The organism is Acinetobacter portensis, from assembly GCF_010646905.1.
Taxonomy (GTDB): domain Bacteria; phylum Pseudomonadota; class Gammaproteobacteria; order Pseudomonadales; family Moraxellaceae; genus Acinetobacter; species Acinetobacter portensis.
Genome location: NZ_JAAARQ010000002.1, coordinates 428,652 through 449,473, shown reverse-complemented (window position 1 = coordinate 449,473; position 20,822 = coordinate 428,652). Strand labels below are relative to the sequence as shown.

Sequence of the window (20,822 nt, the reverse complement as noted above, 5' to 3'; positions counted from 1 at the left end):
AATTCTCAATACTTAACACATGTAATAGCCAAAGCTATTTCAGCTATTTGAAATAGCTCTAGCAAGTGAGATAGAAAAATGAGTATGAGCAAAGCAATTGTGAAACAAGGCTTAAAAGTTTTAGATTCAACAACGAAAAATCATTCGTATTTAGTCGATGCTGAAGGAAAAGAAGTACAAATTACTTCGACTATGGTTCGTAATGTATGTCATCAGTTGTTAAATCAATGTCGAAAAATTAAAAACTAAAAAAAGGGCTTAGATGGCCCTTTTTTTATCATCTGTGATTATTCAGTATCTGTTAAATTTTCTGTACTATTAATAAGAGATTCAAAGCGTTGAATTTCATCTTCTAAATGCGTCAGTAAATTTTGCATTTTAGGTAATGCGTTGCGACAGGCAGTTAAACCCACTTCTAACTTATCTAAATAGCTCGTCATTGTAATATTCAGTGCTTGCCCATCTAAGACAATAGAAGCAGGGTAGAGCGCATCTAATTTTGCGCCATTCCAATATAAAGGTTCAGATGGCCCCGGCACATTTGAAATTACAAGGTTGAAAGCTTGGCGTTTTGGCATCAGTCCTGATGCGATATTTAAACCTGCTGCGCCATAAACAAATGCGCTGTAATTTAAAATTTGACTCGAGTTCATTCGCTTAAATTTTTTCTTCGCATTTAACATACTTCGACGAATAATTTTTAATCGCTCTAAAGGTTCTTCTTTATGCGTGCCTAAATTTGCCAGAATCATGGTAATTCGGTTAGAAAGCTCTGAATTATCATCACGTACTGATGCTGGTACCATTGCGATCAGTGGCTTCTTTGGTAAAGCATTTTGTGTAATGAGGTATTCTCTTAATGCGCCTGAGCACACAGCAAGAACGATATCGTTAATGGTTACATTGAGTGCCTTTGCAATGGCAGTTAGGCGTGAAAACTCATAAGATTGTGCAGCAAAACGACGTGAAGAACTGACACGTTGATTTAAAATACTGCTAGGTGCTTGAAAGCTAGAAACGTAATCTGGATTACGTCCAATATCTTTGGTAATGGTTTGAGATAACTCGTAAAGGACACCAGGAGTAGATTCTAACTGGTTTTTAACAGTTGAAATAAAACCTTTAATTTTACTTGCTTTAGGTTGTTTTAAACGTTTTGCACGAGGTCCTTCTACACACCAAGGCGGTACAATACTTTTTGCATCTGGATCATGTGATAAAGACTTTTCAACAAGTCGCATACCTGCAATACCATCTACCATTGCATGGTGGATTTTGAAGTACATCGCAAAACGATTACCTTCAATTCCTTCAATAATATGGCAAGTCCACAAAGGTTTTGCACGGTCAATTAAAGCGCTGTGTTCTTGCGAAATATAGGTGAGTAATTCACGAATACGTCCTGGTTTTGGAAGAGCAATATGTCGGAAGTGATGATCTAAATCGAATTCCTGATCTTCATCCCAAAACAAACCATTTAGCTTGTTATTAAATGGTGGAATTGGAATAGATTTTGAAGTACGAATATCTGCAACCAAATCTTGAATAAAAGATGCGGGCGCATTTTCAGGAATTTGAAATAAAAAAAGACCACCTACATGCATAGGCTGTTGACGTTTTTCTAAAGAAAGAAAAATGAAGTCAATGGGGTGTAATGGACGCATATTGCTGGTTGCCTCACTGCAATGCTAACGCTACTCCTGTATGAGCGGCCTTATTAGTATTTTTAAATAGAAAGAAATTATAGCTGTTATTTGATAAAAAAGAATGAATTAATATGTATTAATAAGTCTAAAAAGAAACCACGATAAACGTGGTTTTTGAATTGAATTTCTTGAAGATTATTTTTTTAAATTACCTGAGTGTAAACCACATTCTTTGTGGGTTGCTTCTTCCCACCACCAACGACCTTCACGTTCATGTTGGTTTGGTAAAACAGGGCGTGTACAAGGCTCGCATCCAATAGAAGTAAAACCACGTTCATGTAATGGATTATATGGAATTTCCATCATACGAATATAGTTCCAAACATCTGTACTTGACCAGTTCGCAAGCGGATTGTATTTAATAAGCTGTTTCCCTACACCTGAAAAGCCGACATCTGCTTGTACAACAGGAATTTCATTACGTGTTCCCGGGCTTTGATCTTTACGTTGACCTGTAATCCAACCATCTAAAGTAGCTAATTTTTTACGAAGCGGTTGAACTTTACGAATACCGCAACATTCTTTGTGATCATCTTGATAAAAACTAAAGAAGCCTTTTTCAGTTACAAGCGCTTGTACTACTTCAGATTCGGGAAAACAAATTTCAATATCAATTTTATAATGTTTACGAACTTGGTCGATAAATTGATATGTTTCAGCATGAAGACGACCTGTATCTAAGCTAAAGACACGAAATGGCTTACCTAAGTGTGATGCCATATCTATAAGAACAACATCTTCAGCCCCTGAAAATGAAATTGCAATTTCACCTTCTTGGCTAAGTGCAAGTTCTAAAATTTCATTAGGAGATTTATCTGCATATTCCGATGCAAGTGCATCGACAAGATCAATGGTGGGAATAGTTGTCATGAGTGTCCTGGCTATAGGCTTGGCTACATCTAAACCTATATTAATTTATTTCACATGTATTTTAATAGAAATGAAATAGTAGACTTATCACTAAAAAATAAATACTTATGAATAAAATAGATTTAAAAAACAGCACTGAGTTTAAATGCTTCAGTTATGATGATGCAAAATTTTTCATATACAAAAAAGGGGAATGCCATGGAAGTTGTTTGTCTTGATTTAGAAGGAGTTTTAGTTCCAGAAATTTGGATTAACTTTGCCAAAAAAACTGGAATTAAAGAACTAGAAGCGACAACACGAGATATTCCTGACTATGATGTTTTGATGACTCAGCGTTTAAATATTTTAAAAGAACATGGTTTGGGCTTAAATGATATTCAAGCCGTAATTGCTGAAATGGGACCTTTTGAAGGTGCTAAAGAGTTTGTTGAGTGGGTGCGTACGCATTTTCAATTGATTATTTTATCTGATACTTTCTATGAATTTGCGCATCCCTTGATGAAGCAATTGGGTTGGCCAACTATTTTTTGCCATAAACTAGAAACAGATGAAAATGGTGTCATCACAAATTATAAACTTCGCCAGCCTGATCAAAAGCGTAAAGCTGTACAAGCATTACATGGTTTAAATTTCCGAGTGATTGCAGCGGGTGACTCTTATAACGACACAACAATGCTTGGTGAGGCAGATGCAGGTTTTTTATTTGATGCACCTGAAAATGTGATTGCAGAATTTCCACAGTTTCCATCAATAAATGGCTATGCTGCACTTAAAGAAGCAATTCGTAATGCTTCAGTTCGTGATATTTCTGCTTAGTTGTGATTGATTAAGTAAGAAAAAAGGCGCATTAAGCGCCTTTTTATATTCTAAATATCAGAATTTATAACCAATTTTCATACCATAACCAATTGCATGGTTATCAGTGAATTCGCCAACAGGTTTTCCACCTGTTTGAGCTGTAGCATCGCCTAACCAGAAGTATTTAACACCGGCTTGAATGAAGTAGTTTTCAGCAGGGCTATATTGAGCACCTAAACCAAGACTCCAATAGCCTTCAGTTGGGCCAAGTATTGTTACAGGGTTTCCTGCACCTGAGTCGTAACCTACAGCAGCCGTTGCAGCCCACTTGCTGTTAAATTTATGAGATGTACCAACAGTTGCAGAATATTGATCATCTGAATAAGAAATTAGATCTTGACCTAGTTGGCCTAAGTGAGTCGGTGATACAACGAATTGATCCCAGTGTACCCAACGTAAATTTGCGAAAACTAAAGTATTTAGGGAAATGCCAGTTTGTAAATCAATATTTACAGACTGAGGTGTTACGGCTTGAATTTCATTAACAAGGATGTTTCCTCGAGTGTAAGCAGAGCTTTCATGAGAAGTAGCATTATGTTTAATTTCAGAACGATAAGTTACAGCTGCTTTTAATGCGATCTCTGGTTTTGAATAAGCAAACCCAGCAGCCCATCCGTATGCTTCTTTTTGATCGACTTGGATGTTGTAATTAGAGCGACTATAAGCAGCACCACGTAATGAGATGTCAGCCTCTACTGTTTGCCATACAGGCCCTGCATAAAAATTCCAGTTTTCTGTCGGTTGGTAACCAATTAAAGTAGTAATATTATTTGTTTTAACTTTTACGCTTGTACCTTCAGTTGAAGATGCAAAGTCTGAACCATCTACTGCGTATTGAGCATCGGCACCATAAGGTTGGTCATAGATAAGACCTAGTGAAATTTTGTCTGTTGCTTGAATTTTTACAGCTGCAGTTGCGAAAACATAGTTATCACCCATGTCTCCCACTTTATTGTTATTATTGTCTTTACCTTTTACCGTAGGGTCTAAAATAGAAATGCCTGCTTCAGCATAGTTACCTGATTGTAAAAATGCAGAAATAGATTGACCAGAACGATCAAGACCAGCAGCCATTGTGCACAATGGAAGTGTTGTTAGTGTAAGTGCAATATAAAGTTTGTTGAGCTTCATGGTCTTTCCCTGATGCTATTTGTAACTAAAAGTGGTGGAAAAGTAACACAAATAAAAAAAGAGTAAATACTCAACTATATAAAATACATTGACTTGTAAGGTTAAAATATAAATTAACTAGAGTAAAAGACCTAAAAAATAAACTTATGTGAATGATTCCTAAATGAAAAATAAAAGTATGGATGTATTTAATACAAAAAGTTTAAATGTTTATAAAAAGAACAATTAAAATATGGGGGATAAATATTATTTTTTAAGCAATTAAAAAAGACCACTTTAAGTGGTCTTTTTATTTTAACTAAGAACTTAAGTTCTTAGAATTTATAGCCGATTTTCATACCATAACCAATTGCATGGTTGTCTTTAAATTGACCAACATTGTTGCTACCAGCTGTTAATGCCTGTGCATCACCTAGCCAGAAGTATTTAACACCACCTTGAATAAAGTAGTTAGAAGCAGGGCTGTATTGAGCACCTAAGCCAAGGCTCCAATAACCTTCAGTTGGACCAAGAGTGGATACTGGGTTACCAGCACCAGAATCCCAACCTACAGATACGTTAGCACCCCATTTTTCTGAGAATTTACGACCCACACCAGCATTAATTGTCCACTGATTTTTATTGTATTCAACTAATGTGTCTGCGATTCTTGCAGGGTTATTTTGTAATAATTTACCGAAAGCATAAGGGGTAATAGAGAAACCATCCCAATTTACCCAACGAACATTTGCAAAGGCAACGGTATTTTCAGCAACACCTGTTTGGAAGTCTAAATTTACAGATTGAGGAGTAGTTACTTCTGTTAATCCTTTACCATTGAAGTTTGCTAGTTGAGTATTTAATGCACCTAAACCTGTTTCATTGGCTTCTAATTCATGTTTAATTTTAGAGCGATATGTTAAAGATGCTTTAAGTGCTATTTCTGGAATTTGGTATGCAACACCAGCAGCCCACCCCCATGCATCGTCATTTTTCATTACCGCATTGTATGCGCCAGTGCCAAAGTCACTATAGGCAGCACCACGTAAGTGGACTTCTCCTTTTGCTTGTTGCCATACTGGACCAGCGTAGACATTCCAGTTTTCATTAGGTTGGAAGCCAACTAAAAGTGTTAAATTCTCAGTTGTTACTTCGGCTGATGTGCCTTCTCGACCTGTTGGGGTTTGTGTTGCAAAGATATGATTATCAGAATTATATTGAGCTTTAGCACCAAAAGGTTGATCAAATAATAAACCTACTGAAATTTTGTCTGTAGCTTGAATTTTTAAAGCAGCAGAAGCTGAGTGATAACTTGCAGCCATATCGCCTGTATTGTTACCAGCAATATCTTTACCAGAAACATCCGCATCTAAAACTGAAAGACCAGCTTCTGCATAGTTACCTGGTTGTAAGAAAGCTGAAATTGATTGACCTGTACGGTCCATTGCCGCAGCGAAAGCACCAGTCATTGGTACAGTTGCAAGAATCATTGCTACGCTAAGCGTTTTTAATTTCATTGTTCATTGTCCCTTGAATATAAGTCTTTATCACTTTTTAATTTAGTTTGTGGTGATTGGAGGTAACGGCTTTACAAACCATAATCAAAAGTTACTCCATGCGACAAAAATATCACAATTAAAATAAGAGTAAATACTCTAGAAAAAAAATATTGAGAATTTTGTGGTTTTAATAGAGTTTAAACTCTATTTTATATATCGTTTTTACATATTAATTGTTGAATTTTAATAAGTTGTTTTTTGAACTAAATGGTCTAAAAAAAATAATTTTTTTGTAACTAGTGCCTTTTTTTGATACACATAATTGATATATATGTCACATATTAATGCATTGTATGAAAATATTGATTAGTTATAGCGCGAAAAGTGGCTTAAATAAAAAAAGACTATTCAATGAATAGTCTTTTTTTATTGGTTAAATATTTAGAATTTGTAACCGATTTTAAAGTTATAGCTTAAAGCATGATTGTTATTAAACTCTGTATCATATTGGTCTGAATTTAGGGCTATTTGTTTAGAGTGCTGACCTTTAACATCATCTAACCAAATATATTTGATACCTGTTTGAACAAAATAATTTGATGCAGGGCTATATTGAACACCTAAGCCAGCACTCCATGAACCATTAATTGGGGTGTAGTGACTGATATGATCACCGACACCAGAATCCCAGCCTAAAGAACCGTTTACTTGCCATTTGTCTGATAGTTTTTGTATTACACCTAAGTCAATAGACCATTGATCTTTTTTATATGCAATAGGGTCATAGCCACCCTGTAATCCAGTCTGTATGGGACCATTTGATTGGAAGTTAGCAATCCTGTGTTTGTAGTCTAGAAGATTCATTTCAAAATTCTTCCAATTTATCCAACGTACATTAGCGAGTAGGGTGGTTTTTGAATTAATTTGACTATTTGTTTCTATATTTACAGATTGTGGAGTGGTAAGTGAATCATCCCCAGTTGGTCTCGATGCTAAGTTTGTAAAGGCTGGTGTGTTCTGTAATTCTTCGGCAGAGAACTTATGTTTTATTTTAGACCTGTAGGTTATGGATGCTAAATGCTTGCTATCATTTGTTTTGAAGGATAACCCACCCACCCAACCATATGCTTCATCATTAAATTTTGCAGCATAAGTAGATTGCTCAATTGTTTGAACACCTGTGCTGTGTGTGCCTCGTGGCGTAAAATTACCGTTTAAATATTGATATGAAGGACCTAAGAATATATTCCAATTATTATTGGGTTGATAGCCAAATAGCATAGTAATATTTTTCGTATCAATTTTAAACTGAGTTTTTGTACTGGGAAGTCCTAAGTATAGTAATGCTTGTTCGTAATTGGTGTCTATTCCAAAAGGTTCATCATAAATTAAGCCCATAGAAATTTTTTCGTTTATTTGAGCTTTTATTGTTAAGTCGGGAACTAGGAATGTGCTGTTTAAGTCACCTAAGTTCAGATTTTGGTAAGCAGAGGCAACAACAAGGCCCATAATATTGTTGGTGGTTTTGGCAGAAATACTCTGATCTGTAACATTAAATCCTGCTTCAAAATAGTTACCAGGTTCTAAAAAGGCAGAAATTGATTGATTTGAGCGTTCTAGCGCAGCAGCAAAGATACTAGTTGCTGGCAATGTTGCTATTAAAGTAGCAACATAAAGTTGGTTTAATTTCATAGTAATTTTCTTGGTTTTTATGGCGATGTAATGTGCAGTTGTTACTTGAAGTGTGAATTGTGTTGTTTTATTGTTTAAAATTTAGCATTAAAAACTATACTTGTGTAGTTATTTTGTTTTACTAATTATGTGAATTTGTAGGCATTAAGACATTTTTTTAATCTAATTATTAGCTATATTTATGTCTGAACCTTTTAAGTAAAGATTGTAGTTGAATGTTGATCTAGTTTATTGATATGAAAAAAGTCTAAATAAAGTAATTTTTTTTGAGTTTTTTTGAAATATATCTATATTTATCAGTGTTTAATTTTTTTTTAATATATATTTAAGTGTATTTTAAAATAATATGGTTTGTGCGCCCTGCGGGACTCGAACCCACGTCGGTCGCTTAGGAGGCAACTGCTCTATCCAGTTAAGCTAAGGGCACAAAGAGTGTTGCCTAATTTAGCTGAAAATAGGTCAAAAAAAAAGGTTATCGCCGAAGTAATAACCTTTTAATTTAACGCGAATTTCTAAATTTCGTCACTTTCAACTTTTACATCACTTAAATCTTTCGGATTTAATCGATCAAAAAGAACCAACATTAGTGTGATCCAAATAGGAATCATCACCACAGACTCTTTAAAACCTTGATCCCACATGATGTATAGAACAATAGCAATAAAAATTAAAACAATATAATTACTTACTGGTGCCCAAAGCGCAGGATAAGATGTTTTAAAATTCAAAACACGCTTCGCACGTCTAAATTGTAAATGGGTGAGGGTAATCATCGCCCAGTTAAGAACCAATGCACCAACGACCACATACATTAAATGACCAAGTGCTTCTTCTGGTACAAAGTAGTTTAAAAGTACACAGCCAAAAATTAATAATGCAGAAAGCAAAACAGCTGGAATTGGTACACCTTGTTTATTTACTTTAGCAAATACTTTTGGTGCATTTCCTTGTTTAGCTAAGCTGTAAAGCATACGGCTATTGGCATACATACCGCTGTTATAAACAGATAATGCAGCTGTTAAAATAATAAAGTTGAGTAAATGTGCAGCCCAATTAATGCCAAGTTGACTAAAAATCATCACAAATGGGCTTTTATCTAAACCGCCAAGTTCTAATTGATTCCAAGGCACTAAAGATAAAAGAATTGCAAGAGAGCCGATATAGAAAATCAAAATTCGGAAAACAACTTGGTTGATTGCTTTAGGAATGGTTTTCTTTGGATTGTCTGCTTCGGCAGCTGCCATTCCAATAAGCTCAATACCACCAAATGCGAACATAATGAAAGCGAGCATAAAGAATAGACCTTCAAATCCATTCGGAAAGAATCCACCTTGGCTCCAAAGGTTGCTAAAAGATGCTGTTGAGTTTGAATCTGCGGTTAGTAATAAAAATAGACCGAAAATAATCATAGAGACAACAGCGGCTACCTTAATGATAGACAGCCAGAATTCAGATTCGCCATAAAATTTTACATTGCCTAAGTTAACGGCTGTAATGATAACGAAAAAGAACAGTACAGATGCCCATGCAGGAATAAAGGGCCACCAATAGTTAATATATTTAGCAACAGCAGTCAGTTCTGTCATTGCCACTAAAATATATAAAATCCAATAGTTCCAGCCAGTTAAAAAGCCTGGAAACTTACCCCAATATTTATATGCAAAGTGACTAAATGAACCTGCTACAGGTTCATGAACAATCATTTCGCCTAATTGACGCATAATTAAAAAAGCAATTAAGCCACCAATCGCATAACCCAAAATAATAGATGGACCTGCGGATTGAATGACTTGAGCGGAACCTAAGAATAAGCCCGTACCAATTGCACCACCCATGGCAATTAATTGGATATGACGGTTCTTTAAGCCACGCTGAAGTTCAGTAGTATTTTTATTCAAGTTTTTCAGCCCGACGATGAATAAGTATCAAGATTGTAATAGATCGATTGCAATTAGCCTAGAGAAACGCTAAAAGGCAACGAATATCATGATATTTGTAAAAAATATTTATAAATAAAATATATATAAATATTAGTACAATCAAGTAAATAAATTAAACAAATAGTGTAAAAAAGTTGAAAAATATTTTTTGGGGTGTGTTGTTTTTTTATACTTAAGTCATGTATGCATACAGCGAGATTAAAAACACAGTATGCTAGATTTGGTTATTAGAAAATATTGTAAATATAAAGACAAAGGGATGTCTAAATGAGCTTTGCAGCACAAGTTAAAATTCAAGCAACTTATATGCGTGGTGGTACAAGTAAAGGTGTATTTTTTAAATTAGATGATTTACCTCAAGAAGCTCAAGTTGCAGGAAAAATAAGAGATCAAATTTTACTTCGTGTAATTGGAAGCCCAGATCCGTATGGAAAACAAATAGATGGAATGGGTGGGGCAACGTCAAGTACAAGTAAAACGGTTATTTTATCTAAAAGTTTACAGCCAAATCATGATGTGGATTATCTGTTTGGACAGGTTGCAATAGATAAGCCTTTTGTAGATTGGAGTGGAAATTGTGGCAATCTAACTGCGGCAGTTGGTGCTTTTGCTATCAATAATGGCTTGGTAGATTTAGACAGAATTCCTGAAAATGGGATTTGCACTGTTCGTATTTGGCAAAAGAATATTGAAAAAACCATTATTGCACACGTGCCGATTACGCAGGGGCAAGTTCAGGAAACAGGAAATTTTGAACTTGATGGAGTGACATTTCCTGCAGCGGAAGTTCAAATTGAATTTTTAGACCCTGCAGATGATGGTGAAGATGGAGGGGCAATGTTTCCAACGGGAAATGTTGTCGATACTTTAGATGTGCCAAATGTTGGAACATATCAGGCGACATTTATAAATGCGGGTATCCCTACTATATTCTTAAATGCAGAAGAGCTTGGTTTTGATGGTACTGAGTTACAAGATGTAATTAACGGTGATGCTAAAATTTTAGAAAAATTTGAAACCATTCGTGCCTATGGTGCAAAGCAGATGGGGTTAATTCAAGATATTTCCGAAGCAGTAAATCGTCAACATACACCTAAAATTGCATTTGTAGCATCATCAAAAGCATATACATCTTCAAGTGGTAAACTCATTTCAGAGCAAGACACCGATTTATTGGTTCGTGCACTTTCTATGGGGAAACTGCACCATGCCATGATGGGAACAGCTGCTGTTGCTATTGGTACCGCGGCTGCAATTCCTGGAACATTGGTGAATTTAGCTGCAGGTGGTGGAGTGCGAGAAGCTGTGCGTTTTGGTCATCCATCGGGGACTTTGCGTGTTGGTGCGCAAGCATTAAAAGAAAATGGTCAATGGGTAGTGAAAAAAGCAGTAATGAGTCGCAGTGCTCGAATTTTGATGGAAGGTTGGGTGCGAATTCCTGCTGATCATTTGAGATAATTAATCTTCAGCTGATGGATAAAACGCCTCTATAATTAGAGGTGTTTTTGTTTATTTTACTTATATAAAAATAATAAAAGTTGATGTGGGTTTATACATCAAAAAAAAAGTATGAATATCTATTTATATGTACAATAGCCAACAGTTAAATTGACCATCTTTAAATGGCTAATTTTAATTTGGAATTTATAAAATTATAGAGGCTCACGTGTCATCATCAGCAGACATACAAAATAATGTACTTTCCGCAGCGCAACAGCGTATTCAACAAGATTTGTTGACCGCTTTAGATGCATTTGCGATTCCTGAACCTTTAAAAGGCGCGGTGCATCATGCGGTTATGTTGGGTGGTAAGCGTGTTAGGCCTGCATTGGCATATGCAACAGCATCTATAAAGCCGAACTTAAATTATGCGGCAGTACGTCGTGCCGCAGTTGCGATTGAGCTTATTCATTGTTATTCGTTAGCACATGATGATTTGCCTTGTATGGATAATGACTTATTGCGTCGTGGTCAACCGACTTGTCACGTCGCTTTTGGTGAAGATACTGCACTTTTAGCGGGAGATATTCTTCAATCGATGGCATTTGAAATTTTAGGAAGTCGTTTGTTTGATCAGGGTGCTGCGGTCGATGCTTCAATTGTCTTGAAACAAGTGCAAATTTTAGCGACAGCTTCATCAAAAATGGTATGTGGTCAAGTTTTAGATTTGCAGGCAGAAGGCAAGCGTGTTGATCAAGAAGCATTGGAAAATATTCATCGTAATAAAACAGGTGCACTTATTTCTGCGGCTGTCATGATGTCTGCAGTTGCTATTTTTGATGGGGTGGATGTTGCAATTCCTAAATTACGCGAATATGCACAAGCCATTGGTTTAGCATTTCAAGTTCAAGATGATATTTTGGATGTTACTGCTGAAACGGAAGTTTTGGGTAAAACAGCAGGTAAAGATGAGTTGGTAGAGAAATCTACCTATCCTGCATTAATGGGCTTAGATAAAGCTATTGAGTATGCACAGGAATTACATGATCAGGCATTTTTAACTTTAGAATATTTTGGTGGTTCTGCTGAAGAATTGGTTTTAATTTCTCAGTTTTTACTTCACCGTAAAAAATAGCTTTAAAAATGAGAAGCAATTTTTCTTTAGTAAAGAATGAAATAAAAAAAGCGTGCAATGAAGGCACGCTTTTTTTAGTTTTTAAAAACTATTCTGTAATGGTTGCATCAGGAACAATAATTTTTTTCCCATTTTTGATGGCTTGTAGTGCATCAGCATCAAAGTCAATGAGTAGTGAGTTGTTTGCAACATTAATTGAATATTTGCTAATGAGTTTTTTATCACCATTCAGTGTTTCCACTTTGTATTCATCGGCAATGTTGAGAATGCCATCTAAATTTGTGGTTGCAGACGCTTTGTCATGGCGAAATAATTCATAGATATCACGTAAATCAAAAATAGCATTTTCAGCATCTGGGTGCTTACTGATGTAGTTCTCAACATGGCGAATAATAAGTTGTGCGTATAAGAAATAATTGGGTTTATGAGTAATATCTAAATTCATGTATTTGCGCCCTTATTGTTTAATTTTTGATTGGATAACATAGAAATAGCACACTTAAAGAGAATATTTAAATAGCTTTATGTATTGTTTTTCAAATTTTTTACAAAAACAAATAATTATATAAATGTTAATTTGGGGGAAAATACAATAAAACAAATAGATAAATTAATTTTTATGAGATTAATAATCATTTATGGGTAAATATTCGATTAAATTATTATGTTTTTTATGTTGATTAAATTTTTACATTTTATTTTTTGATGGCCTAAAACGATTAAAGCCTGAGTTGTGTGCTTAAAATGTAAAAAATATCGAAAATGATGAAAAAATCATCCAAAAGACTAGGGCTTATAAACTAGCAAGATACATCATCAATCAGGTACAATTGGAAGGATTAATTTTGTGTTTGGTGTATTTGAAGGCCAATACATACATTCTTTGTTAATAAATAGGCCTGCCAGGAGTTATCCCCGCATGAGTGCCATTACTCCATACGAATGGGCAATTATTGCCTTCGTGATCGGCGTTACATTTTTATGCGCTTTTATGCTCACTGTCCCGTTACTCCTTGGGGGTAAGTCGTGGGGGCGAGCTAAGCAAGAACAATTCGAGTCGGGTGTTGTAGGTGCCGGTGGCGCACGTATTCGCTTGTCCGCTAAATTTTATTTAGTGGCAATTTTCTTTGTTGTCTTCGACTTAGAGGCTCTTTATCTATACGCATGGGCTGCTTCAGTTCGTGAAGTAGGATGGGTTGGTTTTGCTACAGCTGCTGTATTTATTTTAGTTTTACTCGTTGGTTTGGTTTATGAGCTATCAACAGGAGCACTTAATTGGGCACCTTCAGATAAGCGTAAAGCAGCAGGGATTAAACCTAAAGTCGGTTCTCCAAATATGGATATAGCTGAAATTACGCGCTTTAACTCAATTGAAGAGTTGGTTATGGACCCTACAGGTCAAATTCCAGCGCAATCTTCTGGTCGTGTGAAACCAAAAACACCGACTGCATCATCTGACAAGGAGTAAATACGGGATGAAATACACCTTAACCCGTGCGAATCCGGATGCTGATCAATATCCACTTCAAGAGCGTCAAATCGTTACAGATCCGCTTGAAGATGAAGTGAATAAAAATGTGTTTATGACTCGTTTAGAGGATTTAGCACATACAGCAGTAAACTGGGGTCGTAAAAACTCAGTTTGGCCGTTTAACTTTGGTACATCTTGCTGCTACGTAGAGTATGCAACGACTTTAACTGGCGTGCATGACTTATCACGTTTCGGTGCCGAAGTAATTCGTGCTTCGCCACGTCAAGCAGACTTGATGATTGTTGCAGGGACTTGCTTTGTTAAGATGGCACCTGTAATTCAACGTTTGTACGAGCAAATGCTTGAGCCTAAATGGGTTATCTCAATGGGTGCATGTGCAAACTCAGGCGGTATGTACGACATTTACTCGGTTGTACAAGGCGTGGACAAAATTATTCCTGTCGACGTTTATGTGCCGGGTTGCCCGCCACGTCCTGAAGCATTAATTCAAGCATTAATGTTGCTACAAGACCAAATTCAACTCGAGCGCCGTCCACTTTCAGCGGTGATTGGTGATGATCTTAAGCCAGTGTATAAGCCAAAGATGCAGCCAGAACGTGATCGTAAGAATGCACAGCGTATTGCAGTGAAAAACTTACGCTCGATGGATGAAATTAAATAATTTAAGTGACAAATTTTTGATGCACCCGAATGGGTGTAGTTGTCGTTTAAGTTGACTGAATTTGTATTAAATAGGAAGCCAAGCCAATGGCTGAAACTGAAATTGCTATGCCAGAGTCAACGCCTGTTGATTCACGCCCTGCATTTGCAATTGTAGAAGAGCTCAAAACCAAATTTGGTGAGAACTTCTATGTGCAAACGACTTTTGAAGATTTTCCAACGGTCTGGGTTGAGCGCGCACGTGTACAAGACGTTTTAATGTTCTTGCGCAAAGTCGAACGTCCTTACGTGATGTTATTCGACTTATCTGCTACAGATGAGCGTTTACGTACCCATCGTGACGGTTTGCCTGCATCTGACTTTACAGTGTTCTATCACTTGTTATCGTTAGAGCGAAATAGTGATATTCGTATTAAAGTTGCTTTGTCTGAGAATGATGTAAATCTTCCTACGGCAACGAACATTTGGCCAAATGCCAACTGGTACGAGCGTGAAGCTTACGATATGTTCGGGATCAATTTCGAAGGGCATCCAATGCTCCGCCGTATTTTGTTACCTACATATTGGGAAGGTCACCCACTTCGTAAAGAATATTCTGCACGTGCGACTGAATATACGCCGTACATGCAAAACCAAGCGAAACAAGATTTCGAACAAGAACATTTACGTTTTGTACCTGAAGATTGGGGTCTAAAACGTGGAAATGATGATGAAGATTTCATGTTCTTGAACTTGGGTCCTAACCATCCATCTGCGCACGGTGCATTCCGTATTATTTTGCAGTTAGATGGCGAAGAAGTGAAAGACTGTGTGCCTGATATCGGCTATCACCACCGTGGTGTGGAAAAGATGGCTGAACGTCAAACTTGGCATTCATTCATTCCGTATACAGACCGTGTCGATTACCTAGGTGGCTGTGCACAGAACATGCCTTATGTAATGGGTGTGGAGCAAATGGCAGGAATTACAGTTCCTGACCGTGCACAATGTATCCGTGTCATGATGTCTGAATTGTTCCGTATTAATAACCACTTATTGTTTATTGGTACAGCGATTCAAGATGCGGGTGGTATGACCCCTGTATTCTATATGTTTGCAGATCGTCAAAAAATCTATGATGCGATTGAAGCAATCACAGGTTACCGTATGCACCCAGCGTGGTTCCGTATTGGCGGTACAGCGCATGACCTTCCAAACAACTGGCAACATCTCATTCGCGAAATCCTAGATTGGATGCCGAAGCGTATGAACGAATACTACACAGCAGCATTGAAAAACTCAGTGTTTGTTGGTCGTACGCGTAACGTTGCTCAGTATGATGCGAAATCTGCATTGGCTTGGGGTGTGACTGGTACAGGCTTACGTGCAACAGGTATCGATTTCGACGTTCGTAAATATCGTCCGTATAGCGGTTACGAAAACTACGACTTCGATGTGCCATTAGAGTATGAAGGCGATGCTTATGCACGTGTCATGGTTCACTTCCGAGAAATCGAAGAATCATTGAAAATCGTGAAGCAATGTTTAGACAACATGCCTTCTGGTGCATATAAAGCAGATCATCCATTGGCTGTTCCACCACCAAAAGATAAAACATTACAAGATATTGAGACGCTAATTACGCACTTCTTGAGCGTATCTTGGGGTCCTGTAATGCCTGCTGGTGAAGCATCTGTAATGGCTGAAGTGGTAAAAGGTGCGTCTAACTACTACTTGACTTCAGATAAGTCAACGATGAGTTACCGTACTCGTATTCGTACACCAACTTTCACGCATTTACAGCAAATGCCTTCTGTGATTAACGGCAGCTTAATGTCTGACTTGATCATTTATTTAGCGACAATTGACGTCGTAATGGCTGACGTGGATCGCTAAGGGGTAAACGCATTATGATGATTTTGACAGATAAAAAACCACGTGTGACGGTTGAAGGAATTTTAACTTCGGAAGAAATTCATGAAATTGAACATCACATTGGTCACTATCCGTATCCACGCGCTGCATGTTTAGATGCATTGAAGTGTGTACAACGCCGTAATGGTTGGGTAGATGATGCGCAAATGAATGCAATTGCTCAAATGTTAAGTATGACAGTTGCAGATTTAGAAGGTGTTGCTACTTTCTATAATCGTATTTATCGCCAACCTGTAGGTCGCAACGTAATTTTATTATGTGATTCAATTGCATGCTTCTTAATGGGCGCGGAAACTTTAGCAGAAGCTTTCCAACGTGAATTAGGTATTCAATTTGGTCAAACGACAGCTGATGGTCGTTTCACTATTTTGCCAATTTGCTGTTTGGGTAACTGCGATAAAGGTCCAACCTTAATGATTAATGAAGATACTCACGGTTTAGTGGAAGTGTCTTCAGTTAAACAGTTATTGGAGAAGTATGTATGAATACTGAACCAAAACCAATTTATGGCGACGGCAACCCAGAAACTCATCCGCTAACATGGCGTTTGAGCAAACAGGAAAACGTGCGCAGTGCAGATGATTACGAAACACTTGAAGGTTATGCAGGCTTTAAAAAAGCATTAGGTATGAAACCTGCTGAAGTGTTAGATGTCATTAAAGCTGCAACTGTAAAAGGCCGTGGTGGTGCAGGTTTCCCAGCAGGGATTAAGTGGTCATTGATGGCGCCAAATGATGGTGGCCCTCGTTACCTCATCTGTAATGCCGATGAAATGGAACCAGGTACTTTCAAAGACCGTTTGTTGATGGAAAAACTTCCTCATCAATTGATCGAAGGTATGTTGATTGCAGGCTATACGCTTGAAGCAACACAAGGTTATATCTTCATCCGTGGTGAATACATTGAAGCTGCTCAATACTTAAATGAAGCATTAGAGCAAGTTCGTGCGAAAGGTTACTTAGGTGAAAACATCCTAGGTACAGGTTGGAACTTCGATTTACACGTACATACGGGTGCGGGTCGTTATATTTGTGGTGAAGAAACTGCATTGATTAACTCGCTTGAAGGTCGTCGTGCAAACCCTCGTACTAAACCACCATTCCCGCAAGTTGCAGGTGCTTGGGGTCGTCCTACAATTGTCAACAACGTAGAGACCTACAACAACTTACCAGCAATCATGCTTCGTGGTCCTGAATGGTATATCGGTTTATCTGAAGGTAAGTCGAAAGATCCAGGTACGAAAATTTACGGTGCTTCAGGTAAAGTGAAATTCCCTGGTTTATGGGAACTTCCATTTGGTACAACTGCGCGCGAAGTGATCGAAGATCATGCTGGTGGTATGCGTGATGGCTTAACGCTGAAAGCATGGTTACCAGGTGGTGCATCTACAGACTTCTTGGCTGCTGAACACATTGACTTGCCTATGGATGCTGAAAGCATCATGAAAGCAGGTTCACGTTTAGGTACGTGCTTGTTGATGGTTGTTGACCAAACTCAATGTATGGTTTCTGCAACACGTAACTTAGAAGAATTCTTTGCACGTGAATCTTGTGGTTTCTGTACACCATGTCGTGATGGTTTACCTTGGGCTGTTAAAGCGCTTAAAGCACTTGAAGATGGTACAGGTAAGAAAGAAGATATCGATCACTTACAAGAACTTACTCGTAAGCTTTGGATTGGTAAAACTTTCTGTGCTCACGCACCTGGTGCGATGGAACCGCTTATGGGCGCACTCAAACATTTCCGTGGCGAATTTGAAGCAAAAGTAGTTGATGCTGCTGCTCAAATTAGCAACGTAGAACAAGCTTAAGGAATTCGACTATGGCTACAATTCATGTCGATGGCAAATCGTATGAAGTCGATGGTTCAGAGAACTTGCTACAAGCATGTTTATCTTTGGGTATTGATATTCCGTACTTTTGTTGGCATCCATCCTTAGGTTCTGTCGGTTCTTGCCGTCAATGTGCTGTGACCCAATATGCGAATCCGGAAGATACCCGTGGTCGCTTGGTTATGTCATGTATGACGCCTGCGTCTGACAATACCTATATTTCTATTGAAGACAACGAAGCAAAGACATTCCGTGCTTCAATCGTTGAATTCTTAATGACGAATCACCCACACGACTGTCCAGTGTGTGAAGAAGGTGGTCATTGTCATTTACAAGATATGACTGTGATGACACAGCATGATCGTCGTCGTTACCGTTTCACAAAACGTACGCATTATAACCAAGAGCTAGGCTCATTCATTTCTCACGAAATGAACCGTTGTATCGCATGTTACCGTTGTGTTCGTTACTACAAAGATTATGCTGGTGGTACAGACTTTGGTGTGTATGCAAGTGCATCACGTGTTTACTTCGGTCGTCCTGAATCAGGTACTTTGGAATCTGAATTCTCAGGTAACTTGACTGAAGTATGTCCAACAGGTGTATTCACTGATAAAACGCATTCTGAGCGTTATAACCGTAAATGGGACATGCAGTATGCGCCAAGCGTATGCCAAGGTTGTTCTTCAGGTTGTAATATTTCTCCGGGTGAGCGTTATGGCGAATTACGTCGTGTAGAAAACCGTTTCAACGGTGAAGTAAACCAATACTTCCTATGTGATAAAGGTCGTTTCGGTACAGGTTATGTGAATAACGCTGATCGTCCACGTCAACCACAATTCCGTTCAGGTGAAAGCGTTACTACAGTTTCTGTAGATAAAGCACTTGATACAGTAATTGAAAATATCCAAGGCAAAAAAGTATTGGGTATTGGTTCACCACGTGCATCTCTTGAGTCTAACTTCGCGCTTCGTGAATTGGTGGGTCAAGAAAATTATTCAACAGGTTTGTCTCAAAAAGAACAAAGCCTTGTTGAATTAGCGGCTTCAATCATGCAAACAGAGGGTGTTTATAACCCGAATATGCGTGAAATTGAAAGCTACGATGCTGTGTTGATTTTGGGTGAAGACTTAACTCAAACTGCGCCTCGTATGGCTTTATCTGTTCGCCAAGCTGCGAAAAATAAAGGCAAAGAGATGGCAGCTGAGCGTCGTACGCAAGAATGGTTGGCTGAACCTGTTCAACGTATTGCACAAGATGCTAAATCTCCAATCTATATTTTAGCTGCAACGCAAACTCGTTTAGCTGATGTTGCGACAGGCGAAGTTGTTGCTTCTCCTAACGATATCGCGCGTTTAGGTTTTGCAATTGCTGCAGGCGTGAAAGGCGAAAGCATTCTTGGTTTAGATGATGATGCGAAAGCATTTGCTCAAACCATTGCTGATACTTTAAAAGCTGCGAAAAAGCCACTTATCATCTCGGGTACTAGCTTACAAGATGCTGCAATCATGGAAGCTGCTGCACAAGTTGCACAGAACCTTGGTAATGCAGGTCTGACATTGACTGTTCCTGAAGTGAACTCAATGGGCTTAGCAATCTTTGGTGGTCAAAGCTTAGAACAAGCTTTTGCACAAGATTACGATGCAATCATTGTGGTTGAAAATGACCTTTACCGTCGTTTACCTGCAAAACAAGTTGATGCTGCTTTAGCGAAAGTGGAAGATGTGATTGTTCTTGATCACGCTGAAACTGAAACTGTTAAGAAAGCCTCTGTGGTTCTTTCTGCTGCAAGCTTCGCTGAAGGTGATGGTACTGTTGTATCTCAAGAAGGCCGTGCACAACGTTTCTACCAAGTGTATGACCCAAGCTACTACAAACCAGAACTTGCAATTAAAGAATCTTGGCGCTGGTTACACGCTTTAGAAACAGGCGTAAAAGGTCAAGCAATCTCTTGGACTGTTCTTGATGATGTGATTGAATCAGTTGCGAAAAACGTACCTGCTTTAGAAGCAATTCAAGATGTAGCGCCAGATGCAGGCTTCCGTGTTCATGGTCTTAAAGTTGCGCGTGAACCACGTCGTTACTCAGGTCGTACGTCTATGCGTGCACCATTGTCTATTCATGAGCCGAAACAACCTACAGATAAAGATTCTGCATTAACATTCTCTATGGAAGGTTATGTAGGTAATCAAACGCCATCTCCACTTGTACCATTTGCATGGTCTGCAGGTTGGAACTCTCCGCAAGCTTGGAATAAATTCCAAGATAAAGTGGGTGGTTCATTAAAAGGTGGTGATTCTGGTATTCGTCTGTTTGATCGTTTAGCGAAGCGTCCTGCGCGTACTTTCGTTGCTCCAGCACCTGTACTTGTGAATGCTGAAAGCTTCCGTCTTGTACCTATGCATCATATCTTTGGTTCTGGTGAATTTACTGTGAAAACACCTGCAATGGAATCGCGTATTCCTGAAGCGGTATTTGCAGTAGGCGAACAAGATGCTGCACGCTTGAATGTTCAAGATGGTCAAACAATTACGGTTAAAGCAGGGGAAACTTCAATTGTTCTTCCTGTACTCGTAATTGAATACTTACCAACAGGTTATATTGGTTACCCAATTGGTTTAGCACCAACGGTATCACTTGCAGAGCCTGTTTCAGTCGCGGTAGGAGTGTAATTC

The 20,822-nt window shown here is 38.1% G+C and carries 17 protein-coding genes and 1 tRNA gene; 10 read left to right on the top strand and 8 right to left on the bottom strand.

The annotated features are described in order from the left end of the window. The first annotated feature begins 78 nt into the window (after positions 1 to 78). Entirely contained in the window at positions 79 to 249 is a 171-nt protein-coding gene (locus tag GTK57_RS14560; RefSeq protein WP_171500216.1) for a PA1571 family protein, read from the top strand. Positions 250 to 287: 38 nt separating this feature from the next. On the opposite strand, the gene GTK57_RS02040 is transcribed toward GTK57_RS14560, so the two are convergent. Together GTK57_RS02040 and GTK57_RS02035 are read right to left on the bottom strand one after the other, a co-directional pair. After that, the gene (locus tag GTK57_RS02040) at positions 288 to 1,664 is read right to left on the bottom strand and encodes a WS/DGAT/MGAT family O-acyltransferase (RefSeq protein WP_152872793.1); all 1,377 of its coding nucleotides are present in this window, start codon (positions 1,662 to 1,664) and stop codon (positions 288 to 290) included. Positions 1,665 to 1,841: 177 nt separating this feature from the next. Then, positions 1,842 to 2,576 carry a phosphoadenylyl-sulfate reductase gene (locus tag GTK57_RS02035; RefSeq protein WP_163121053.1) on the bottom strand — a complete coding sequence of 245 codons (735 nt, stop codon included), beginning with the start codon at positions 2,574 to 2,576 and terminating at the stop codon, positions 1,842 to 1,844. Positions 2,577 to 2,774: 198 nt separating this feature from the next. Between GTK57_RS02035 and thrH the strand changes: the two genes are divergently transcribed. After that, complete coding sequence (gene thrH / locus GTK57_RS02030; protein WP_163121051.1) at positions 2,775 to 3,392, top strand: bifunctional phosphoserine phosphatase/homoserine phosphotransferase ThrH; 618 nt, start codon at positions 2,775 to 2,777, stop codon at positions 3,390 to 3,392. 57 nt (positions 3,393 to 3,449) lie between these two features. Here thrH and GTK57_RS02025 read toward each other — a convergent pair whose 3' ends face one another. The 5 genes from GTK57_RS02025 to GTK57_RS02005 form a co-directional block, all read right to left on the bottom strand. Then, positions 3,450 to 4,565 carry an OmpP1/FadL family transporter gene (locus tag GTK57_RS02025; RefSeq protein WP_163121049.1) on the bottom strand — a complete coding sequence of 372 codons (1,116 nt, stop codon included), beginning with the start codon at positions 4,563 to 4,565 and terminating at the stop codon, positions 3,450 to 3,452. 314 nt (positions 4,566 to 4,879) lie between these two features. Next, positions 4,880 to 6,061, bottom strand: coding sequence for an OmpP1/FadL family transporter (locus GTK57_RS02020; protein ID WP_163121047.1), 1,182 nt, complete (start codon positions 6,059 to 6,061; stop codon positions 4,880 to 4,882). 423 nt (positions 6,062 to 6,484) lie between these two features. Further along, positions 6,485 to 7,735, bottom strand: a complete 1,251-nt coding sequence (locus GTK57_RS02015) for an OmpP1/FadL family transporter (protein ID WP_163121045.1) — start codon at positions 7,733 to 7,735, stop codon at positions 6,485 to 6,487. Positions 7,736 to 8,089: 354 nt separating this feature from the next. Further along, positions 8,090 to 8,162: transfer RNA gene (locus GTK57_RS02010), tRNA-Arg, on the bottom strand. Positions 8,163 to 8,247: 85 nt separating this feature from the next. Further along, complete coding sequence (locus tag GTK57_RS02005; protein ID WP_152872800.1) at positions 8,248 to 9,633, bottom strand: amino acid permease; 1,386 nt, start codon at positions 9,631 to 9,633, stop codon at positions 8,248 to 8,250. Between the two features lie 309 nt (positions 9,634 to 9,942). Here GTK57_RS02005 and prpF point away from each other — a divergent pair, with 309 nt between their 5' ends. Then, the gene (gene prpF / locus GTK57_RS02000) at positions 9,943 to 11,133 is read left to right on the top strand and encodes a 2-methylaconitate cis-trans isomerase PrpF (protein ID WP_163121043.1); all 1,191 of its coding nucleotides are present in this window, start codon (positions 9,943 to 9,945) and stop codon (positions 11,131 to 11,133) included. Positions 11,134 to 11,341: 208 nt separating this feature from the next. Next, the gene (locus GTK57_RS01995; RefSeq protein ID WP_163121041.1) at positions 11,342 to 12,250 is read left to right on the top strand and encodes a polyprenyl synthetase family protein; all 909 of its coding nucleotides are present in this window, start codon (positions 11,342 to 11,344) and stop codon (positions 12,248 to 12,250) included. 88 nt (positions 12,251 to 12,338) lie between these two features. Here GTK57_RS01995 and GTK57_RS01990 read toward each other — a convergent pair whose 3' ends face one another. Beyond that, positions 12,339 to 12,695: a hypothetical protein gene (locus GTK57_RS01990; protein WP_152872802.1), complete on the bottom strand. Its 357-nt coding sequence runs from the start codon at positions 12,693 to 12,695 to the stop codon at positions 12,339 to 12,341. A 474-nt stretch (positions 12,696 to 13,169) separates the two neighbouring features. Here GTK57_RS01990 and ndhC point away from each other — a divergent pair, with 474 nt between their 5' ends. The 6 genes from ndhC (at position 13,170) to nuoG (ending at position 20,819) form a co-directional block, all read left to right on the top strand. After that, entirely contained in the window at positions 13,170 to 13,718 is a 549-nt protein-coding gene (ndhC, locus tag GTK57_RS01985) for an NADH-quinone oxidoreductase subunit A (RefSeq protein WP_163121039.1), read from the top strand. Between the two features lie 7 nt (positions 13,719 to 13,725). Further along, positions 13,726 to 14,403: a NuoB/complex I 20 kDa subunit family protein gene (locus tag GTK57_RS01980; protein WP_152872804.1), complete on the top strand. Its 678-nt coding sequence runs from the start codon at positions 13,726 to 13,728 to the stop codon at positions 14,401 to 14,403. 86 nt (positions 14,404 to 14,489) lie between these two features. Then, positions 14,490 to 16,277: an NADH-quinone oxidoreductase subunit C/D gene (gene nuoC, locus GTK57_RS01975; protein WP_152872805.1), complete on the top strand. Its 1,788-nt coding sequence runs from the start codon at positions 14,490 to 14,492 to the stop codon at positions 16,275 to 16,277. A gap of 14 nt (positions 16,278 to 16,291) precedes the next feature. Continuing rightward, positions 16,292 to 16,801 (top strand): NADH-quinone oxidoreductase subunit NuoE, encoded by a 510-nt coding sequence (gene nuoE / locus GTK57_RS01970; protein ID WP_152872806.1) that lies wholly within the window; start codon positions 16,292 to 16,294, stop codon positions 16,799 to 16,801. Next, complete coding sequence (gene nuoF, locus GTK57_RS01965; RefSeq protein WP_152872807.1) at positions 16,798 to 18,126, top strand: NADH-quinone oxidoreductase subunit NuoF; 1,329 nt, start codon at positions 16,798 to 16,800, stop codon at positions 18,124 to 18,126. The genes nuoE and nuoF overlap by 4 nt, the downstream gene beginning before the upstream one ends. Before the next feature lie 11 nt (positions 18,127 to 18,137). Then, positions 18,138 to 20,819: an NADH-quinone oxidoreductase subunit NuoG gene (gene nuoG, locus GTK57_RS01960; protein ID WP_163121037.1), complete on the top strand. Its 2,682-nt coding sequence runs from the start codon at positions 18,138 to 18,140 to the stop codon at positions 20,817 to 20,819. Positions 20,820 to 20,822 lie beyond the last annotated feature (3 nt).